The sequence below is a fragment of the Buttiauxella gaviniae genome, from assembly GCF_040786275.1.
Lineage (GTDB): Bacteria > Pseudomonadota > Gammaproteobacteria > Enterobacterales > Enterobacteriaceae > Buttiauxella > Buttiauxella gaviniae_A.
The window spans coordinates 1,276,195-1,292,473 of the sequence record NZ_JBFMVT010000002.1 but is presented as its reverse complement, the minus strand read 5'-3'; the positions used below and the strand labels follow the sequence as shown (position 1 = coordinate 1,292,473).

Below are 16,279 nucleotides of genomic sequence, written 5' to 3'. Positions count from 1 at the left end.
CTGCTGGTTGGGCCCAAGCCTGATGACATTAAAACAAGTTTGCGCGAGCAAAGCACTGCTGAGTTAGCGAAGCCCTGAAATTCATCACACTCGCGGATGTTTACGGTACAGCCACAGGCCCGGAATAGATAAGCCAATCGACAAGGCACCCACGATAAACGACGCTTTAAGAAAGTTGGTGAGCAACTGAATCATCAGCTCTTCGGTGTAACCAAAGTGGCTGAGTTTTACCGCAGAAATCATGGCGGTATAGGCGGAAATGCCCGGAAACATGGGAATTACGGCGGCAACGGTAAATACTTTCGGGTGCGCGAGATACCAGCGCGACCACTGTATGCCGATAATGCCAACCAGAATGGAGGCGATAAAAGTACTCCATTCGATGTTCATTCCGGCGGTCATCATCGCCATGCGTGAACCGTGGCCAATGGCCCCAAGCAGCGCACAATAAGGTAAGGCGCGCTGCGGGACGTTAAACACCAGGGCAAAGCCGAGCGCGGGGATTGCCGCCAGCGCCATGTCCTGCAGCAGGGCGAGTAAAAAGTCGATTATTCCCATCCTCGTAGCTCCCATAACGACATCGCCATTACTACGCCAATGCAGGTCGCAAGCGTCAACAGGCTTGCCATGGCCCAGCGGGCAAGCCCGGTATTGATATGGCCCTTAAACATATCGGCCACGGCGTTGATGAGCGGGAACCCAGGCACTAACAGCAGCACGCTGGCCGCCATCGCAATGTTTGAGGTACTGGCGAAAGGGCCTTTTGCGATCAGCAACCCCGAGATAGTTGTTGCGACAAACGCCGCAATACAGAAGTTAATCTGCGGATGTAGGTGGCGCTGCGTGAGAGCAAGACGAACGTACATCGCGACCGAGCTGGCAATAAATGCGACGAATGCGCCGTCCCATCCGCCATTGTTCAGCTTACAGAAGCAGCCGCAGGAAAGGCCGACCATCAGAACGACTAGCCAGCGCGGATAACGCAGCGGTTTGATGTGCTCGAAACGCCTTAAAACGTCTTTGTAATCCAGAAGCTTATGTTCCGCCAGAATCACAATATGCTGCACTTCCGTCACCACGTGCATGTTAATGCCGCGATCAACGTTTTTACGGGTTGTGGTGAGGCACTGATTATTTTTGATGGTGCTCAGGACGATAGCGTTCGCTGAAATGGAACTTTCAACGCTATCCATGCCTAATGCAATGCCCAGACGACTGGAAAGCTCTTCAACCAGGGCGCTTTCGGCCCCGTGTTGCAGTAAAAAAAGCCCGCACTGAATGCAGAGCCGAGTGACTTCACGTTGCGTGTTTACATCTGTCGACATGCGCGGCCTATGAATGAGGGAATTAAATTTTAACGTCCTGCTTTTTTAACATAGGCCGCCCCCTGGACTTATGCGCTCCAGATCAACATTTAACCGAATAACAGATTTCGCACACTTTTTCGGCGAAGTATGAAGTCGCCCACACTCTTCATGCGACTTTCGAAAAGTGCACGTTTTAGACTGATATTGGCCTTCTTTTTCTCTCTCCTGGCGATAAAAATGCATTAATGCGCATTTATTAAACATAAAAATAACATTTTAATAACCATGCTTTGGAGAGCGTACCCTATGAAAACTCAGGTCGTGATTATTGGCGCAGGCCCCTCGGGTTTGCTGCTCGGGCAACTGCTGCATAACGCGGGAATCAGCAATATCGTGCTGGAAAGGCAATCGCCGGAGCATGTTCTGGGGCGCATTCGGGCCGGTATTCTGGAAAGTGGTACGGTGGATTTACTGCGTGAGGCCGGCGTTAGCGAGCGAATGGATGCCGAAGGGTTAATCCATGAGGGCGTTGAGTTTCTTGTCGACGGTAAGCGGATTGCGGTTCCGCTTAAAGCGCTTACCGGCGGAAAAACGGTGATGGTGTATGGCCAAACAGAAGTGACCCGCGACCTGATGGAAGCGCGCCGTGGATCTGCAGTTGCTTCAATTTACGGTGTCAGTAATGTGCAATTGTTTGACGTTAAAAGCGATTCGCCTTACGTGACTTTTGAAAAGCAGGGTGAAACTTGCCGGATAGATTGTGACTATATTGCGGGGTGTGACGGTTTTCATGGGGTTTCACGCAGGTCGATTCCAGCGGAAATTCGGCATGAATACGAGCGTGTCTATCCGTTCGGTTGGCTGGGCTTGCTATCTGACACGCCGCCGGTAAATCACGAGCTAATTTATGCTCATCATGAGCGGGGATTTGTATTGTGTAGTCAGCGCTCACTAACCAGAAGCCGCTATTACTTGCAGGTTCCGCTGAGCGATAAGGTAGAAGCCTGGCCTGATGAACGTTTCTGGGAGGAGCTAAAATTACGCCTGCCCCAGGAGTTGGCGGAAAAGTTAGTGACTGGTCACTCACTTGAGAAAAGCATCGCGCCGCTGCGCAGCTATGTCGTTGAGCCGATGCAATATGGCAACCTTTTCCTGGTGGGGGATGCGGCGCATATCGTGCCGCCGACCGGGGCGAAAGGGCTCAATTTGGCTGCGTCAGATGTGAATTATCTGTATCGCATTTTGCGTAAGGTGTATCACGAAGGGCGAACCGATTTACTGGAAACCTATTCGCCCATGGCGCTGCGTAGGGTGTGGAAAGGTGAACGCTTTAGCTGGTTTATGACTAATCTTTTACATGACTTCACTGAGCAAAATGATTTCGATCGCAAAATGCAGCAGGCTGACCGTGAGTACTATCTGGCGTCCCACGCGGGACTAACCACCATTGCTGAAAATTATGTTGGGCTACCGTTCGAGCCGGTTGAGTAATCGGTTTTACAGCGGTTTGCGCCGAAAGAGGATGCCATGAGTCTGAACCCCAGCATTCCGGTCTTTAAACTGTATGGCGAAAGCCGCAACTGGCCTGCGGCAGATTTACTGCACTGCGAATCGATTCACAGCCGCAGCAGTCTTTATGAATGGCATATTCGCGTTCATCAACATGCGGATTTGGTTCAACTGCTCTATTTGCACAAAGGGCAGGTGGAGATAGATATTGAGGGCGTTAAACGCCATGTGGATCATGCCTGTATTCAGGTTGTACCGGCATTGTGCGTGCACGCCTTTAAATTTTCCCCTGGTGCGCAGGGCTATTCTTTGTCGTTTTCTGCACCATTAATCGCTCAGTTTGAACAGCAATTTGGCCGCCCTTTGCAGGTGCTAACCCAGGCTGCGTGTGTACCGGTAAAAAAGTCGCGCCGGCAAATTAATACGCTTTTTAGCACGCTGCAAAACGAGTATCAGGGCGAGGGTGAGGCGCGCGATATGATGCTGCATTCTCTGATCAGTGCGTTGCTCGTCTGGCTTAATCGCCAGTGTGCGCCTGCTCCCGGTGGAAGTTCGCGTGTAGAACGTAAACGTTCGGTGATAAACCAATTCAATCAACTGGTTGAGCGCCACTATCGTGAGCAGTTGGCGGTGACGCATTATGCCAGCAAGGTGGGACTATCGAGCGTGCATTTGAATAGCCTGTGCCATGAGTTTTATGGCTGTAGCGCCCTGAATGTTCTGCACCAACGTTTGCTGCTTGAGGCCAGGCGCAGTTTGCTTTACACCAGTATGACGATTAGCCAGATTTCAGAGTATCTTGGCTTTAGCGATGCGACCTATTTTTCTCGTTTTTTTCGCCGTTACACGAACATGACGCCGAAAGATTTCCGCCAACAGCCGGTGGGTGAGTTGCAAAAATATTCCATTATATAAATGCAGTGTTTAATTATATTTAAATAATGATTAAATCGTTCTAACCATTATGCCGCTTTCAGAAATATTATTTCATCATTAATGTTTTCTTCTGTTTTAAATTCTCAGCTAAATCCGATATTCTTTTTTAAACATGCTTCTTTCTTCCTGCTTATACATTAAATGTATAAATGGATGACGTGGATATTTTTTTGGGTTGATATATTAATCAAAGGAATGATATGGAAAACAATATCACTGCAAATTATTTATCTAATCAGATAATGGTGGTTGTACCCTGCGTACTTACGGCGGCGGGAATTGTTCATCAACTACAATCGGTTTGCAAAAACAGAAAATTAGTTAACGTAACCAAAAAGATTGATGAAGCTTACGCTGAGGTTCTAAAAGCGCCTGGCTCACTTATCATTTTAAATATCAGTGAGTCTTCAGCCCAGCTTGCGGAAGAGATTAAGTTTATTAACTGGTGCCGAACCGTTCAGCCGAGCGCGGTGATAGTCGCTTACACACGCAATCATAAATTAAGCATTCTTAATTATATTTCAGCCCTCGGGGTGCGGGTGATTATTTCTCAGTATGAGCCAACCGCCACTTTCAGCGAACTCATCATAAAATCTCTCTCTGTAACGACCATGCTATGCAGCCCGGCTATCAGAAATATTCTTGAAGAACGGATTTCTTGCGAGCTGACCGTTTGTGAAGTGCAGGTGATTGGGCAGTTATTCCTCGGGCATAACGTCAGCCAGGTGGCGCAGAATTTAGGGCGCGATATCAGAACTGTGAGCGCACATAAAAGGCATGCCATGGAAAAACTCGGTTTGCATTGTGAGAAAGATCTTTATGTTCTGGGGTGCGAGTTGTCAGGAAACTAACTGTTTTATAAGGAGATAAATGTGTCGGGATACAAAAAAAGGATTTTTCTGCGCAATCCCTTTTGCCGGGCAGTGGTCATTAGCAAACGGCCTTTAATGCAAGAGGGTTTGCAGGCCGTTATGGCAGAACAAGCGGAGCAGTCTTCACTACTTCCACTGGCAGATTACTCAGAACTTACGCCAGAAATAATGGAGCAGATAGACGTGGTGATACTGGAGCTGGATAGCCCACTTCAGAACAGTTTCGAAATATGTGACTTACTCAATCGCCTGCAAAATCAGTATCGACATGTTTATTGGGTGATCACTTTGCCCGCGCATCTGGTGAATATCGCGATTGAGCGGCTGCTGACGGCCAGAACGTCGCTGCTTTCTTTGCATGAACCGATGAGCAGCATCATCGAACACGTGTTCAATAGTGGGGCTGCGACGGAAAGAATCAGTACGCTGCTTTTACAGGAAAAAGCTGCGCAATCATCCGGCGATGAAGTGGTCAGAACGAAACTTACCTTTTCAGAACGCCGCGTTTTCCGGCTCATCAGTAAAGGCTGGCGGCTCAATCAAATTGCGACATTACTCGAGAAAAATTACAAAACAATCAGTGCGCAAAAAAGCAGTGCGATGCGCCGTCTGGAGCTGAAAACGGATGCTGAAATGTATGCCTGGATGATCAGCGACAGCGGAATGCAGGAGCTCAATTTACCGCCATATAGCCAGGAATTATGAAGGGAATCAGGCATGACTGAGGCGCTTGTTAGCCCTCAGTCAACGGATTAGAGACAAACATCAACCCAATGCGCGGCGGTGAGTTCAGCCATACGCTCAGGGGAAATACGCACCGCGCTGTGGATAGCGCCGGCAGCGGGCAAAACCTCTTTATATTGTTTTAGCGAAATGTCGCAGTAGACCGTAAGCGGGTTTTCCAGGCCAAATGGGCAAACGCCGCCGACGGGGTGACCCGTCCAGATAACCACTTCATCGCTGCTTAGCATACGGGCTTTCGCACCAAATACGGTTTTGAGTTTTTTATTATCCAGGCGTGCATCGCCTTTCGCGACAATCAGCACGACTTGATCTTTCACTTTTAACGACAATGTTTTAGCAATTTGCCCCGGTTCAACATTATGAGCCGCAGCGGCAAGGGCAACCGTCGCGGTGCTTTGGTTTAATTCAATAATGTCGATATCAGGTGCATTTTCGGCAAAGAATTGCCGGACGGACTGCAGGCTCATGCTTTTCTCCCATTCATGGCAGCAAATAATTTGGCATAAGCGTGTGCTATATGTAAACCAGTGAATATTGATAATACCTATCCAATTTCAATTTACCGGCCCGATGTTTATTGCGGTGAGTATGTTGAATTGAAAGTGAAAGCTGTGATGTGAATTGGCTAAAAAAGTTAATGTTTCAGCGATTTCTGGATCTTCTTCACAATCACTGCAACCGGTTTCAGTAACCGGTTGCAGTGCGTGAAATAGCGATGAATACTGAAACGGTCACACACCTGTACCCAATAATAAGAGCAGCCTATGAAACCTATTTTATTATGCTGTGCCACTGATGCCCCTGCCAGTGTTAAAGAAACCAAAGCTGTATACAAAAAGATCCCGGTTACGTGGGTCAACTCTATGAATTACGCACTGTTGTGCGGCGAGACGCTTCCCGCCGAAACTTTCGCGTTGATGGCCTGACAGGAGCACTGCTATGTCTTCAAATCATGCAGCCTTTAATTTGATATTTCGTTTTGTTGAAAACTACGTGAGCCCCGTAGCGGGACGGATTTCGTCACAGCGCCATGTCATGGCGATTCGTGACGGGTTTATCTCTGCGATGCCGTTCATGATTGTTGGTTCGTTCTTACTGGTCTTTGCGTACCCACCTTTTTCGCCCACCACGACCTGGGGTTTTGCTCGTGCGTGGCTGGATATGGCGAAACAGTTTGAAGGGCAGATTCTTACGCCGTTTGATATGACGATGGGTATTATGTCCATCTACATTTGTGCAGCCATTGCCTACAACCTCGGTAAGCACTACGTGAAATCGCACGGTCTGGATCCGTTCATGTGTGCAATGCTTTCGTTGATGGCGTTCCTGTTGGTAGCCGCACCGAAGACGAAAGGGACTCTGCCGGTCGATAGCCTGGGCGGGACGGGGATCTTTACCGCGATCCTGGTGGCGATTTACTGTGTCGAAATGATGCGTTTCCTGAAAGCGCACAATATCGGGATCAAACTGCCGGACCAGGTTCCACCGATGATCAAAAACTCCTTTGATCTTCTGATTCCGGTTCTGGTTGTTGTATTAACGCTCTATCCGCTAAGCCTGCTGATTCAGTCGCAGTTTGACATGTTGATCCCGCAGGCGATTATGTCCGTGTTTAAACCGCTGGTATCGGCTGCTGATTCGCTGCCTGCCATTCTGCTGGCGGTATTGATTGGTCACCTGCTGTGGTTTGCCGGGATTCACGGTGCGGCTATCGTTTCCGGGATGCTGCAAATGTTCTGGCTGACTAACCTTGGCATGAACCAGAGCGCGCTCGCGCAAGGTGCACCGCTGCCGCACATCTTTATGGAAGCGTTCTGGACATTCTTTATTGTTGTCGGGGGGTCGGGCGCAACTATGGGCCTGGTGATTTGCTACCTGCGCAGTAAATCTGCACACCTGCGCTCCATTGGCCGCCTCAGTATCGTTCCAACCTGCTTTAACATTAACGAACCGGTGATTTTCGGTACGCCAATCGTTATGAACCCTGTGTTCTTTATACCGTTCCTACTGGCGCCAATGGTTAACGCCGTGCTGGCATGGGGCGCGATGAAAATGGATTTGATTGGCCGTGTGATTTCTGTGGTGCCGTGGACAGCACCTGCACCCATCGGTGCGGCATGGGCGCTAGGCTGGGATTTCCGCGCGGCGATTCTGGTTATCTTACTGGCCGTGGTTTCCGCCATTATTTACTTCCCGTTCTTTAAAGTGTACGAGAAGCAATTGCTGGAACAGGAGGCGGAAGAGGCGCAAAGAGCGTCCGGGCAAGAGAGCCAGGAAGCGGCTTAAACATACTGTGAGTAGTGAGATGAAACGGTGGGGAAACCCACCGTTTTGCTTTTTTATTTTAAAGTACAGTCGCCGCAACGTTGCACATTTGGCAGTTTATAGCGCTGACAGCAGGTGCGACGTACCAATAAACCTTCACGAAGAATCACCGTACGGTAAAGTGGATTATCCTGGCCATCGCGTAACTGTTTTTCGAAAAAGCAGGCATGGCGTAATTCGGCAATCGTTGCGTCATCCAACAACGCTCTCAGCTCGCCAAAAAACCAGTTCAGCAGATATCCCGTATTGCTCCAGATGAGCTTGCTATTAATCTCACCGCTTTTTTCTAATGCATCAACGACAGGCATCAGCCCTTTGATAAGCAATTTTTCAAGGCGTTGAGCGAGCGGCTGCGTGGTCGCGGTTCTGTCTTCGTGAACATCCATCCAGAAAGTGGCGGCTCGACCCGATTCATGAAATTCGACCTGAATATGCTCCGGGTCGATATCTAACGCGCGCGGCTGGGTAATCAGCGCCATCACCAGCGGGGGAACCAGTAGGCCAAGATACCATTGCGCCCAGAGTGAAATTAGCGGCTTACCCTCTCGGGTGAGCTCCGGCTCCTCACGATAAATATGGTCACTGTAGCAGTTGAGAAGTGAGGTGAGAGCCGCGGGTTGCGACCACTGGCGCAGAGTAAGGCTATTTGTCGGGGCAGTTTCATTGAGTTTAATGATGTCGCTAAACCAGGGGCGGTGCTCAGCAAAATGCGCACGTAGCGCATCAGCAAGCGTGGGTTGCTCACTGGTATATGGCGGCTGCCACGCAAGGGAATCAATAAACTGTGAAGAGTGAAGTGCCATCGACAAACAAGACCACTAATACAAATGATAATGATTGCCAATCCTATCTATAGGTAAAGCCTTTAGCAAGAAGCAGAGAGGAAATGATGAGATTTTTTACTTAGCCTGCAAGAAGTGAATCGCTAACCAGAATACTGTTACGGCCCTGCCGTTTTGCACGATAAAGCGCGCCGTCGGCCTGGCGCAATGCCTCTTCGATATCCTGCTGTTCAAGGGGAGCCAGCCCAATGCTTATCGTCACGTTGGTCGCCACATCTTCATTAAACAGATGAGGGATTTCTAAATCATAAACGCGCTTGCGAATGCGCTCCGCCGTTTGCAAGGCACGCTCGGCATCAATATCAGTCAATAAAACCATAAACTCTTCGCCACCATAGCGCGTGACAATATCCCGTGAACGAACGGCATCACGAATGGCGGCGGAGACGTGCGTCAGCGCCTGATCGCCCATGCTATGGCCGTAGTTATCGTTGTAGGCTTTAAAATGGTCGATATCCAACAGCAGCACATAGTGTTGGCCGCTTCCTATCGAAAGGATTGTGTCCAGACGGTTTTGAAACCCGCGGCGGTTATATAAGCCCGTAAGCGGGTCTAACATGCTCAAATCATTAAGCGTTTCTTTTTCTTCGAGCAATTTATCCATTAAACGGCGGGTAAAGTTATCGTGGCGCTTATGAATGATATGTTGGATGGTGATCCCAAAACCGGGCAGGGCAATGGAATAAAACAGCCGCGGCCAATTGGCTCCCTGATCGAGCCAAAATACCATTAAGGTTACCGGCAAACAGGAAGCAATAAATGCTTGTATATTATTGATAAAAGAGATTGAGCCAATGAATAATATCGCCAGCAGCGCAATAATTAAAAACGACAGGTCATTGTGCGGCATTCCTGTCACTTTTAAATAGATATGTGCGGCCCAAAGTAAGCCTATTGTCAGGGAGACGGCAGGAATATTGATCAGCTGTTTTTTATTCAGGAATTGCCAGCCAAGGCATGACACGCTTATCACCAGTATCATAATGATTGGCACGGTAATGTGCTGAGTGTTGGCTGCGGGAGATATCATGCTAAAACTCGCAGAAAACGCATTCAGAATAAGAAATAAACGCAAAGAGAGTTGGTGTTTCCCTTTGAGTAAAGCGCGCCAATTTTTTGCTGTCATATCAATTATTGTTCTTACGACGCATGCCCGACGGTATGCTATTGAATGAATTATCCAGTATAAAAATATATCGAAATATTATTGCGTTATGAAATTATATTCATGCTAATCATATTATTAACATGGGTGCTCAATCTATCACCTTACTTAATTTATGTCATCTGGTGATCGGAAAAGCTTTCATCTTTCTTATGTAAAACAACTCAAACGCCATCGCTGACAAACGAGAAATTATATCATATGATATTGGTTATCATTACCAATTGAAGAGATAGCGAACATGTTACAACGGCAGCTTGAAAGTGCGTGGGGCGTACTCATACCGGGAGGAATTGTCGCCGCATTGTTGTATCTGGATCTCTCTTTTAGCCAGTGGCGAGTCTTGATTGTATTAGGATTACTGGCGACGACGGTCATGCTGTACCATAAACGGTTACGTCATTTTGTATTGTTGCCATCATGCGTGGCATTTGCCAGTGGGCTTGCGCTGGTGATGATGAATCTGGGAACAATGAAGTAAAAGGGTAAAACTGAGGGGAAGAGTTCTGCTGGGAAGTTGATAAGAATTGGTGCGAAGAGAGGGACTTGAACCCTCACGCCCGTTAGAGCACTAACACCTGAAGCTAGCGCGTCTACCAATTCCGCCACCTTCGCAAATCAAGTCTTATCTGATATCGCCTTCGCATTGGTGCGAAGAGAGGGACTTGAACCCTCACGTCCGTAAGAACACTAACACCTGAAGCTAGCGCGTCTACCAATTCCGCCACCTTCGCGCAGTGCGAACGATATCTTGCGTGGTTAATGGTGCGAAGAGAGGGACTTGAACCCTCACGTCCGTAAGAACACTAACACCTGAAGCTAGCGCGTCTACCAATTCCGCCACCTTCGCATACCCACAACACCGAAGTATTGTAACCACGGAGGCGCATTCTAGATGTTTTCTACGCGTCGTCAACAGTTAATTTAGCGCCGCTTTTCTAATCGCTGCAAAAAGCGGCACAATGCGGGATTAGCGCTTCTTCGCGCCACGCATAACGATAGAGCGATAAACTTTGAAACGGCCCGTCTGCGCAATCACTTCGTGGTTGCCAAACGTTTCATCCAGCACGTCCGGATACGCCAGGAAGGCGTTTGCCACGATACGCAATTCACCACCCATGTTCAGGTGACGCACTGCGCCACGAATTAGCTGGTGTGCGGCATCGAGGCTGGTTTGCAGGCCATCGTGGAACGGCGGGTTGGAGATAATCATGTCAAAACGGCCATTCACTTCGGAATAGACGTTACTGGCGATAACCTCGCCTTCAATTTCATTCGCAGCAAGCGTTGCGCGGCTGGCTGCAACGGCTGGGGCTGAAACATCACACAAAGTCAGGCGAACTTTCGGCGAGTGTTTGGCAAGAGAAACCGCCAGCACACCGGCACCACAACCCACATCCAACACTTTACCTTTGGTGTGCGGCGTTAGGGTGGACAGCAGCAATTTACTGCCGGTATCCAGGCCGTCACGGCTAAATACGCCCGGTAACGTTTTCACGGTCAGGCCTTCATGTTGATACTCATCCCACCAGGAATGCTCATCAAACTGCGGCTGTTTTTCCAGGCGACCGTGGTAGAAACCACAGCGACGCGCGCTATCGATTTTATTAAGCGGGCTGAATTCGGCGAGCATTTGCTCCGCGCTGCGTACACCGCTGCGGTTTTCACCGACAACAAAAATATCGCTGCCTACGGGCATCAACGACAGGATGTTCATCAGTTGGAAATGCGCTTCTGGCTTATTCTTTGGCCAGTAATAAATCAGGGTGTTGGCATCACCAATGGTATTGGCATCCGCCACCAGGCCGTATTGCGCATCTTCGCCCATTTGAGCGTTTAGCACCTGCCAGTGGTGGAATTGTTGGGTATGCACGCGGCTTGCCGCCGTTTCGAAACGGGCTGGCAGATCGTCTTGTAAGTCACCGGCAAACAGCACGCGGCTTTCGGTAAAATCATCGCTATGGCGCAGCAGCACTTCACTTGCCGGGGTTAACGCAGTCATCAAATTACTCCTGGAAAATCAGAACCGGGATTATAGAGCTTTAATGGCGCACATTCGATGAATTTGCTATATTTGCGCCCCAATTGGCACTCTCAACAGGTTTCGTTATGCCTCACTTACCTTTGCGACGTGACTGGTTGTTACAACAACTGGGCATCACCCAGTGGGAGCTGCGACGCCCGGCCGCGTTGCAGGGCGAAATTGCAGTCTCACTGCATGAAAACGTTAAACTACTGATGATTGCAGAAGACATTCCAGACCTCAGCGATCCGTTGGTAAACGATGTTTTGCGCAGCCTGAATCTGGACGCCCGGCAGGTCATGCAGCTTACGCCGGAACGAGCCGCGATGCTGCCCGCTGAAAGCCGCTGTAACAGTTGGCGATTGGGTGTGAGCGATGCGCTCCCCATTTCCGGCGCGCAGTTAGCGACCCCTAATTTAAACGAGCTTTATCATAACGGCGTCGCCCGGCAGGCGCTGTGGCAGCAAATTTGCGAACATGAACACGATTTCTTCCCTCACCACAAGTGACTTGAGCTCGGCTTACGCCATCGAACTTCGCAGCCATGCTTTCCCATGGAGTGAAAAAACCTTCGCCAGTAACGAAGGCGATCGCTATTTTAATTTGCGTCTCGATGTAGACGGAAAAATGGCGGCCTTTGCTGTGACTCAGGTCGTGTTGGATGAGGCGACGCTGTTTAATATTGCGGTCGATCCGGATTATCAACGTCAGGGTTTGGGTCGTCAGTTGCTGGAGCATTTAATCCGCGAACTCGAAGCGCGAGATGTCTTTACCCTGTGGCTTGAAGTGCGCGCCTCAAATCTTGCGGCAATTGCACTTTATGAAAGCCTGGGCTTTAACGAGGCGACAATTCGCCGTAACTACTACCCGACAAAAGAGGGCAGGGAAGACGCTATTATTATGGCTCTCCCACTGGGATGAAACGACAGGTGTGTAAATGAACTGGGACTGGATTTTATTTGATGCTGACGAAACGCTCTTTACCTTCGACGCTTTCGGCGGCTTGCAGCGGATGTTTCTTGATTATAGCGTGACGTTTACCGCTGAAGATTTCCAGGATTACCAGGCCGTTAACAAGCCTTTGTGGGTCGATTACCAGAACGGTGCCATCAGCGCTCTTCAGTTACAGCATCAGCGTTTTCAGGGCTGGTCGGAAAGGTTATCCGTCCCTGCGGGAGATTTGAACGCCGCATTTCTTAACGCTATGGCGGAGATTTGCGTGCCGTTGCCAGGTGCCGTGTCATTGCTTAATGCCCTAAAAGATAAAGTAAAAATCGGTATCATTACCAACGGCTTTACGGCGTTACAGCAAATTCGCCTTGAGCGCACGGGCCTGCGGGACTATTTCGACTTGCTGGTGATTTCTGAGCAGGTCGGGGTGGCAAAGCCGGATCGCAGAATTTTTGATTATACCTTTGAGCAAATGGGGCATCCGCCCCGTGACCGCGTTTTAATGGTCGGCGATACAGCGGAATCAGATATTTTGGGCGGTATGAATGCGGGAATTGCCACCTGCTGGCTCAACCCCCACGGACGAAGCTTGCCAGAAAGCATTACGCCAACCTGGGAAGTGACCTCACTCAGTGAACTGGAGCGACTGTTGTGTAATTGATGATTGCATCACAGCTAGATTGTTAAACCTGACCTGATGGGTAAAATAGCCGCCAGGTAACGTTCATTTGTCGCGCAGCGATGCCTGTGCGCAATTCACAGAAGATTTCATTATGACTTTGTCTCCTTTTTTGCAAGAAGTGGGGAAACGCCGCACTTTTGCGATCATTTCTCACCCCGATGCCGGTAAAACGACCATCACTGAAAAAGTGTTGCTGTTCGGACAGGCCATTCAGACCGCCGGTACCGTAAAAGGCCGCGGCTCCAGCCAGCATGCTAAATCTGACTGGATGGAAATGGAAAAGCAGCGTGGTATCTCAATTACCACATCTGTAATGCAATTCCCGTATCGCGACAGCCTGGTTAACCTGCTCGATACCCCAGGGCACGAAGACTTCTCTGAAGATACCTATCGTACCCTGACCGCCGTCGACTGCTGTTTGATGGTTATCGATGCCGCAAAAGGTGTAGAAGATCGTACCCGTAAGCTGATGGAAGTAACCCGTCTGCGCGATACGCCGATCCTCACGTTTATGAACAAACTTGACCGCGATATCCGCGATCCGATGGAAGTGATGGATGAAGTTGAACGTGAGCTGAAAATCGCCTGTTCACCGATCACCTGGCCAATCGGCTGCGGCAAGCTGTTCAAAGGCGTTTATCACCTTTATAAAGACGAAACCTATCTCTACCAGACCGGTAAAGGCCACACCATTCAGGAAGTGCGCATTGTTAAAGGGCTGGATAACCCTGAACTTGACGTCGCTGTGGGTGAAGATCTTGCCGCGCAACTGCGTGATGAACTGGAACTGGTGCAGGGCGCTTCCCATGAGTTTGACCGCGATCTGTTCCTTGAAGGTGAACTGACGCCGGTATTCTTCGGTACCGCATTGGGCAACTTTGGCGTTGACCACATGCTCGACGGCCTGGTTGAGTGGGCTCCGGCTCCGATGCCGCGTAAAACCGACTCGCGTGAAGTTCAGGCTGCGGAAGATAAATTCACCGGTTTCGTATTTAAAATTCAGGCCAACATGGACCCGAAACACCGCGACCGTGTGGCATTCATGCGTGTGGTTTCCGGTAAGTACGAAAAAGGCATGAAACTGCGCCAGGTTCGTACCGGTAAAGACGTCGTGATTTCCGACGCGCTGACCTTTATGGCGGGCGACCGTTCACACGTAGAAGAGGCGTATCCGGGCGATATTATCGGCCTGCATAACCACGGCACCATTCAGATCGGCGATACCTTCACCCAGGGTGAAATGATGAAGTTCACCGGTATCCCGAACTTCGCGCCGGAACTGTTCCGTCGTATTCGCCTGCGCGATCCGTTGAAGCAGAAGCAATTGCTTAAAGGCCTGGTTCAGCTTTCTGAAGAGGGCGCGGTGCAGGTGTTCCGTCCAATCGCCAACAACGATTTGATTGTGGGCGCGGTCGGCGTGCTGCAGTTTGACGTTGTTGTGGCGCGTCTGAAGAGTGAATATAACGTTGAAGCGATTTACGAATCGGTCAACGTCTCGACGGCGCGTTGGGTTGAAAGCACTGACGTGAAGAAGTTTGAAGAGTTCAAACGGAAAAACGAAATGCAACTGGCGCTGGATGGCGGCGATAACCTGGCTTATATCGCTCCAACAATGGTCAATCTTAACCTGACACAAGATCGTTACCCGGAAGTGACGTTCCGTAAAACCCGCGAACACTAATCGTCTCTCAGGGCGCGGCAGCCGTCGCGTCCTGCTACTTTTCCCGTCTTATTAATCCCTTACGGAATGTTCTTAATTTCCGCCATTTCGCTCTCTATCGCCTGTTTTTCAACCACACCCACCATGCAATTCCGTGATTGTTGTCTATATTTAACAAACCAGTGACAAATTGGTTGGTCGAATATGCCACGTAAAAGAATCTTCCTGGCGTCTTCTTTCACTCTGATTTGGAATGGCGTTATTAAAAACTGAACGGAAAAATTTGAGGCTGCATGACTTGGCCCGATATTTAAGGAAAGCCGTTACATCAAGGCTTGTGCTCAAATAGTGAGCAAAACTATAGGAATTAATCGATGACTATGACTACGACTAAGATTTCTAAAACTCTGTTAGCTGTTGTTCTGGGCTCTGTACTCGCAGGCGGGAGTGCAATGGCAGCAGACACAGCAGGCCAAAAAATTGATAGTTCTGTAAAAGACGTCGGTAATTTCATGGATGACAGCGCGATCACTGCCAAAGTGAAAGCCGCTCTGGTCGATCACGAAGATATTAAAAGCACCGACATTTCAGTGAAAACTGACAAAAAAGTCGTGACGTTAAGTGGTTTCGTCGAAAGCCAGGCGCAGGCGGAACAGGCGGTATCTGTCGCTAAAGGCGTTGAAGGGGTCTCTTCCGTCAGCGACAAACTGCATGTACGTGACGGCTCTAAAAAATCTGTCAGCGGTTATGCGGGCGACACCGCAACCACTAGCGAAATTAAAGCTAAACTTTTAGCTGATGACATCGTCCCTTCACGAAATGTGAAAGTAGAAACCACTGACGGTGTGGTTCAGCTATCGGGCACCGTGAAATCGAACGCACAGTCTGAGCGTGCTGAGAGTATCGCAAAAGCAGTTGATGGCGTGAAAAGCGTCAAAAACGACCTGAAAATGAAGTAAAAGTAAATATCGAAACTTCCTCCTTCGGTGCGCCGGAGGAGTAGGTCAGCAACATCGTTACTCAAATATCGCCAATGAGTGTGTACTTCGCACCCATCCAGAAGCGATTCGGGTTCATTATGGTTAAGGAGAAGCTTATGTTTCGTTGGGGCATTATTTTTCTGGTTATTGCGTTGATTGCAGCAGCACTGGGTTTTGGTACTCTCGCGGGTACTGCGGCAGGTGCAGCAAAAATTGTCTTCGTGGTAGGTATTATTCTGTTCTTGGTTAGCCTGTTTATGGGTCGAAAACGCCCTTAGCGTCA

Annotated in this window: 18 protein-coding genes and 3 tRNA genes; 12 read left to right on the top strand and 9 right to left on the bottom strand. The window is 49.3% G+C overall.

Annotation, left to right across the window (positions count from 1 at the left end; all coding sequences use genetic code 11):
* Positions 1-84: 84 nt before the first annotated feature.
* Both AB1E22_RS06550 and AB1E22_RS06545 read right to left on the bottom strand, forming a co-directional pair.
* A complete protein-coding gene (locus AB1E22_RS06550; protein WP_367594617.1) occupies positions 85-558 on the bottom strand; it encodes a threonine/serine exporter in 474 nt (157 codons plus the stop codon).
* A complete protein-coding gene (locus AB1E22_RS06545; RefSeq protein ID WP_367594616.1) occupies positions 549-1,325 on the bottom strand; it encodes a threonine/serine ThrE exporter family protein in 777 nt (258 codons plus the stop codon). Before AB1E22_RS06545 ends, AB1E22_RS06550 begins: the two co-directional genes overlap by 10 nt.
* A gap of 288 nt (positions 1,326-1,613) precedes the next feature.
* On the opposite strand from AB1E22_RS06545, the gene pobA reads away from it, so the two are divergent.
* The 4 genes from pobA to AB1E22_RS06525 all read left to right on the top strand — a co-directional run bounded on the left by pobA (position 1,614) and on the right by AB1E22_RS06525 (position 5,329).
* Positions 1,614-2,798, top strand: a complete 1,185-nt coding sequence (gene pobA, locus AB1E22_RS06540; RefSeq protein WP_367594615.1) for a 4-hydroxybenzoate 3-monooxygenase — start codon at positions 1,614-1,616, stop codon at positions 2,796-2,798.
* Between the two features lie 36 nt (positions 2,799-2,834).
* The gene (locus tag AB1E22_RS06535) at positions 2,835-3,731 is read left to right on the top strand and encodes a helix-turn-helix domain-containing protein (protein ID WP_367594614.1); all 897 of its coding nucleotides are present in this window, start codon (positions 2,835-2,837) and stop codon (positions 3,729-3,731) included.
* A gap of 221 nt (positions 3,732-3,952) precedes the next feature.
* Positions 3,953-4,603 (top strand): LuxR C-terminal-related transcriptional regulator, encoded by a 651-nt coding sequence (locus AB1E22_RS06530; RefSeq protein ID WP_367594613.1) that lies wholly within the window; start codon positions 3,953-3,955, stop codon positions 4,601-4,603.
* A 120-nt stretch (positions 4,604-4,723) separates the two neighbouring features.
* Positions 4,724-5,329, top strand: a complete 606-nt coding sequence (locus AB1E22_RS06525; RefSeq protein WP_367594612.1) for a helix-turn-helix transcriptional regulator — start codon at positions 4,724-4,726, stop codon at positions 5,327-5,329.
* 47 nt (positions 5,330-5,376) lie between these two features.
* On the opposite strand, the gene AB1E22_RS06520 is transcribed toward AB1E22_RS06525, so the two are convergent.
* Positions 5,377-5,835, bottom strand: a complete 459-nt coding sequence (locus AB1E22_RS06520; protein ID WP_367594611.1) for a YbaK/EbsC family protein — start codon at positions 5,833-5,835, stop codon at positions 5,377-5,379.
* A 472-nt stretch (positions 5,836-6,307) separates the two neighbouring features.
* Here AB1E22_RS06520 and AB1E22_RS06515 point away from each other — a divergent pair, with 472 nt between their 5' ends.
* Positions 6,308-7,654 carry a PTS sugar transporter subunit IIC gene (locus AB1E22_RS06515; protein WP_367594610.1) on the top strand — a complete coding sequence of 449 codons (1,347 nt, stop codon included), beginning with the start codon at positions 6,308-6,310 and terminating at the stop codon, positions 7,652-7,654.
* 53 nt (positions 7,655-7,707) lie between these two features.
* On the opposite strand, the gene fhuF is transcribed toward AB1E22_RS06515, so the two are convergent.
* Together fhuF and AB1E22_RS06505 are read right to left on the bottom strand one after the other, a co-directional pair.
* A complete protein-coding gene (gene fhuF, locus AB1E22_RS06510) occupies positions 7,708-8,496 on the bottom strand; it encodes a siderophore-iron reductase FhuF (protein ID WP_367594609.1) in 789 nt (262 codons plus the stop codon).
* A 100-nt stretch (positions 8,497-8,596) separates the two neighbouring features.
* Positions 8,597-9,661 carry a GGDEF domain-containing protein gene (locus AB1E22_RS06505; protein ID WP_367594608.1) on the bottom strand — a complete coding sequence of 355 codons (1,065 nt, stop codon included), beginning with the start codon at positions 9,659-9,661 and terminating at the stop codon, positions 8,597-8,599.
* Positions 9,662-9,941: 280 nt separating this feature from the next.
* Here AB1E22_RS06505 and AB1E22_RS06500 point away from each other — a divergent pair, with 280 nt between their 5' ends.
* The gene (locus AB1E22_RS06500) at positions 9,942-10,181 is read left to right on the top strand and encodes a DUF1435 domain-containing protein (RefSeq protein WP_367594607.1); all 240 of its coding nucleotides are present in this window, start codon (positions 9,942-9,944) and stop codon (positions 10,179-10,181) included.
* 47 nt (positions 10,182-10,228) lie between these two features.
* Here the strand turns inward: AB1E22_RS06500 and AB1E22_RS06495 are convergent.
* From AB1E22_RS06495 to rsmC, 4 genes are all read right to left on the bottom strand, one after another.
* Positions 10,229-10,315, bottom strand: a tRNA-Leu gene (locus AB1E22_RS06495).
* Positions 10,316-10,347: 32 nt separating this feature from the next.
* A tRNA-Leu gene (locus AB1E22_RS06490) sits at positions 10,348-10,434 on the bottom strand.
* 29 nt (positions 10,435-10,463) lie between these two features.
* A tRNA-Leu gene (locus tag AB1E22_RS06485) sits at positions 10,464-10,550 on the bottom strand.
* A gap of 120 nt (positions 10,551-10,670) precedes the next feature.
* Positions 10,671-11,702 (bottom strand): 16S rRNA (guanine(1207)-N(2))-methyltransferase RsmC, encoded by a 1,032-nt coding sequence (gene rsmC / locus AB1E22_RS06480; RefSeq protein WP_367594606.1) that lies wholly within the window; start codon positions 11,700-11,702, stop codon positions 10,671-10,673.
* Between the two features lie 107 nt (positions 11,703-11,809).
* Here rsmC and AB1E22_RS06475 point away from each other — a divergent pair, with 107 nt between their 5' ends.
* The 6 genes from AB1E22_RS06475 (at position 11,810) to AB1E22_RS06450 (ending at position 16,274) form a co-directional block, all read left to right on the top strand.
* Entirely contained in the window at positions 11,810-12,232 is a 423-nt protein-coding gene (locus AB1E22_RS06475) for a DNA polymerase III subunit psi (protein ID WP_367594605.1), read from the top strand.
* Positions 12,201-12,644 carry a ribosomal protein S18-alanine N-acetyltransferase gene (gene rimI, locus AB1E22_RS06470; protein WP_367594604.1) on the top strand — a complete coding sequence of 148 codons (444 nt, stop codon included), beginning with the start codon at positions 12,201-12,203 and terminating at the stop codon, positions 12,642-12,644. The genes AB1E22_RS06475 and rimI overlap by 32 nt, the downstream gene beginning before the upstream one ends.
* A gap of 16 nt (positions 12,645-12,660) precedes the next feature.
* Positions 12,661-13,335: a pyrimidine 5'-nucleotidase gene (gene yjjG / locus AB1E22_RS06465; RefSeq protein WP_367594603.1), complete on the top strand. Its 675-nt coding sequence runs from the start codon at positions 12,661-12,663 to the stop codon at positions 13,333-13,335.
* Between the two features lie 112 nt (positions 13,336-13,447).
* The gene (gene prfC, locus AB1E22_RS06460; RefSeq protein WP_367594602.1) at positions 13,448-15,037 is read left to right on the top strand and encodes a peptide chain release factor 3; all 1,590 of its coding nucleotides are present in this window, start codon (positions 13,448-13,450) and stop codon (positions 15,035-15,037) included.
* Between the two features lie 353 nt (positions 15,038-15,390).
* The gene (osmY, locus tag AB1E22_RS06455) at positions 15,391-15,975 is read left to right on the top strand and encodes a molecular chaperone OsmY (RefSeq protein ID WP_367594601.1); all 585 of its coding nucleotides are present in this window, start codon (positions 15,391-15,393) and stop codon (positions 15,973-15,975) included.
* A 137-nt stretch (positions 15,976-16,112) separates the two neighbouring features.
* Complete coding sequence (locus tag AB1E22_RS06450) at positions 16,113-16,274, top strand: DUF1328 domain-containing protein (RefSeq protein WP_064513877.1); 162 nt, start codon at positions 16,113-16,115, stop codon at positions 16,272-16,274.
* Positions 16,275-16,279: the final 5 nt, after the last annotated feature.

Bases quoted from the DNA above. Each gene is read 5' to 3' on its own strand.
- AB1E22_RS06550 (WP_367594617.1), bottom strand. From the start codon at position 558: ATGGGAATAATCGACTTTTTACTCGCCCTGCTGCAGGACATGGCGCTG.
- AB1E22_RS06545 (WP_367594616.1), bottom strand. From the start codon at position 1,325: ATGTCGACAGATGTAAACACGCAACGTGAAGTCACTCGGCTCTGCATT.
- pobA (WP_367594615.1), top strand. From the start codon at position 1,614: ATGAAAACTCAGGTCGTGATTATTGGCGCAGGCCCCTCGGGTTTGCTG.
- AB1E22_RS06535 (WP_367594614.1), top strand. From the start codon at position 2,835: ATGAGTCTGAACCCCAGCATTCCGGTCTTTAAACTGTATGGCGAAAGC.
- AB1E22_RS06530 (WP_367594613.1), top strand. From the start codon at position 3,953: ATGGAAAACAATATCACTGCAAATTATTTATCTAATCAGATAATGGTG.
- AB1E22_RS06525 (WP_367594612.1), top strand. From the start codon at position 4,724: ATGGCAGAACAAGCGGAGCAGTCTTCACTACTTCCACTGGCAGATTAC.
- AB1E22_RS06520 (WP_367594611.1), bottom strand. From the start codon at position 5,835: ATGAGCCTGCAGTCCGTCCGGCAATTCTTTGCCGAAAATGCACCTGAT.
- AB1E22_RS06515 (WP_367594610.1), top strand. From the start codon at position 6,308: ATGTCTTCAAATCATGCAGCCTTTAATTTGATATTTCGTTTTGTTGAA.
- fhuF (WP_367594609.1), bottom strand. From the start codon at position 8,496: ATGGCACTTCACTCTTCACAGTTTATTGATTCCCTTGCGTGGCAGCCG.
- AB1E22_RS06505 (WP_367594608.1), bottom strand. From the start codon at position 9,661: ATGACAGCAAAAAATTGGCGCGCTTTACTCAAAGGGAAACACCAACTC.
- AB1E22_RS06500 (WP_367594607.1), top strand. From the start codon at position 9,942: ATGTTACAACGGCAGCTTGAAAGTGCGTGGGGCGTACTCATACCGGGA.
- rsmC (WP_367594606.1), bottom strand. From the start codon at position 11,702: ATGACTGCGTTAACCCCGGCAAGTGAAGTGCTGCTGCGCCATAGCGAT.
- AB1E22_RS06475 (WP_367594605.1), top strand. From the start codon at position 11,810: ATGCCTCACTTACCTTTGCGACGTGACTGGTTGTTACAACAACTGGGC.
- rimI (WP_367594604.1), top strand. From the start codon at position 12,201: ATGAACACGATTTCTTCCCTCACCACAAGTGACTTGAGCTCGGCTTAC.
- yjjG (WP_367594603.1), top strand. From the start codon at position 12,661: ATGAACTGGGACTGGATTTTATTTGATGCTGACGAAACGCTCTTTACC.
- prfC (WP_367594602.1), top strand. From the start codon at position 13,448: ATGACTTTGTCTCCTTTTTTGCAAGAAGTGGGGAAACGCCGCACTTTT.
- osmY (WP_367594601.1), top strand. From the start codon at position 15,391: ATGACTATGACTACGACTAAGATTTCTAAAACTCTGTTAGCTGTTGTT.
- AB1E22_RS06450 (WP_064513877.1), top strand. From the start codon at position 16,113: ATGTTTCGTTGGGGCATTATTTTTCTGGTTATTGCGTTGATTGCAGCA.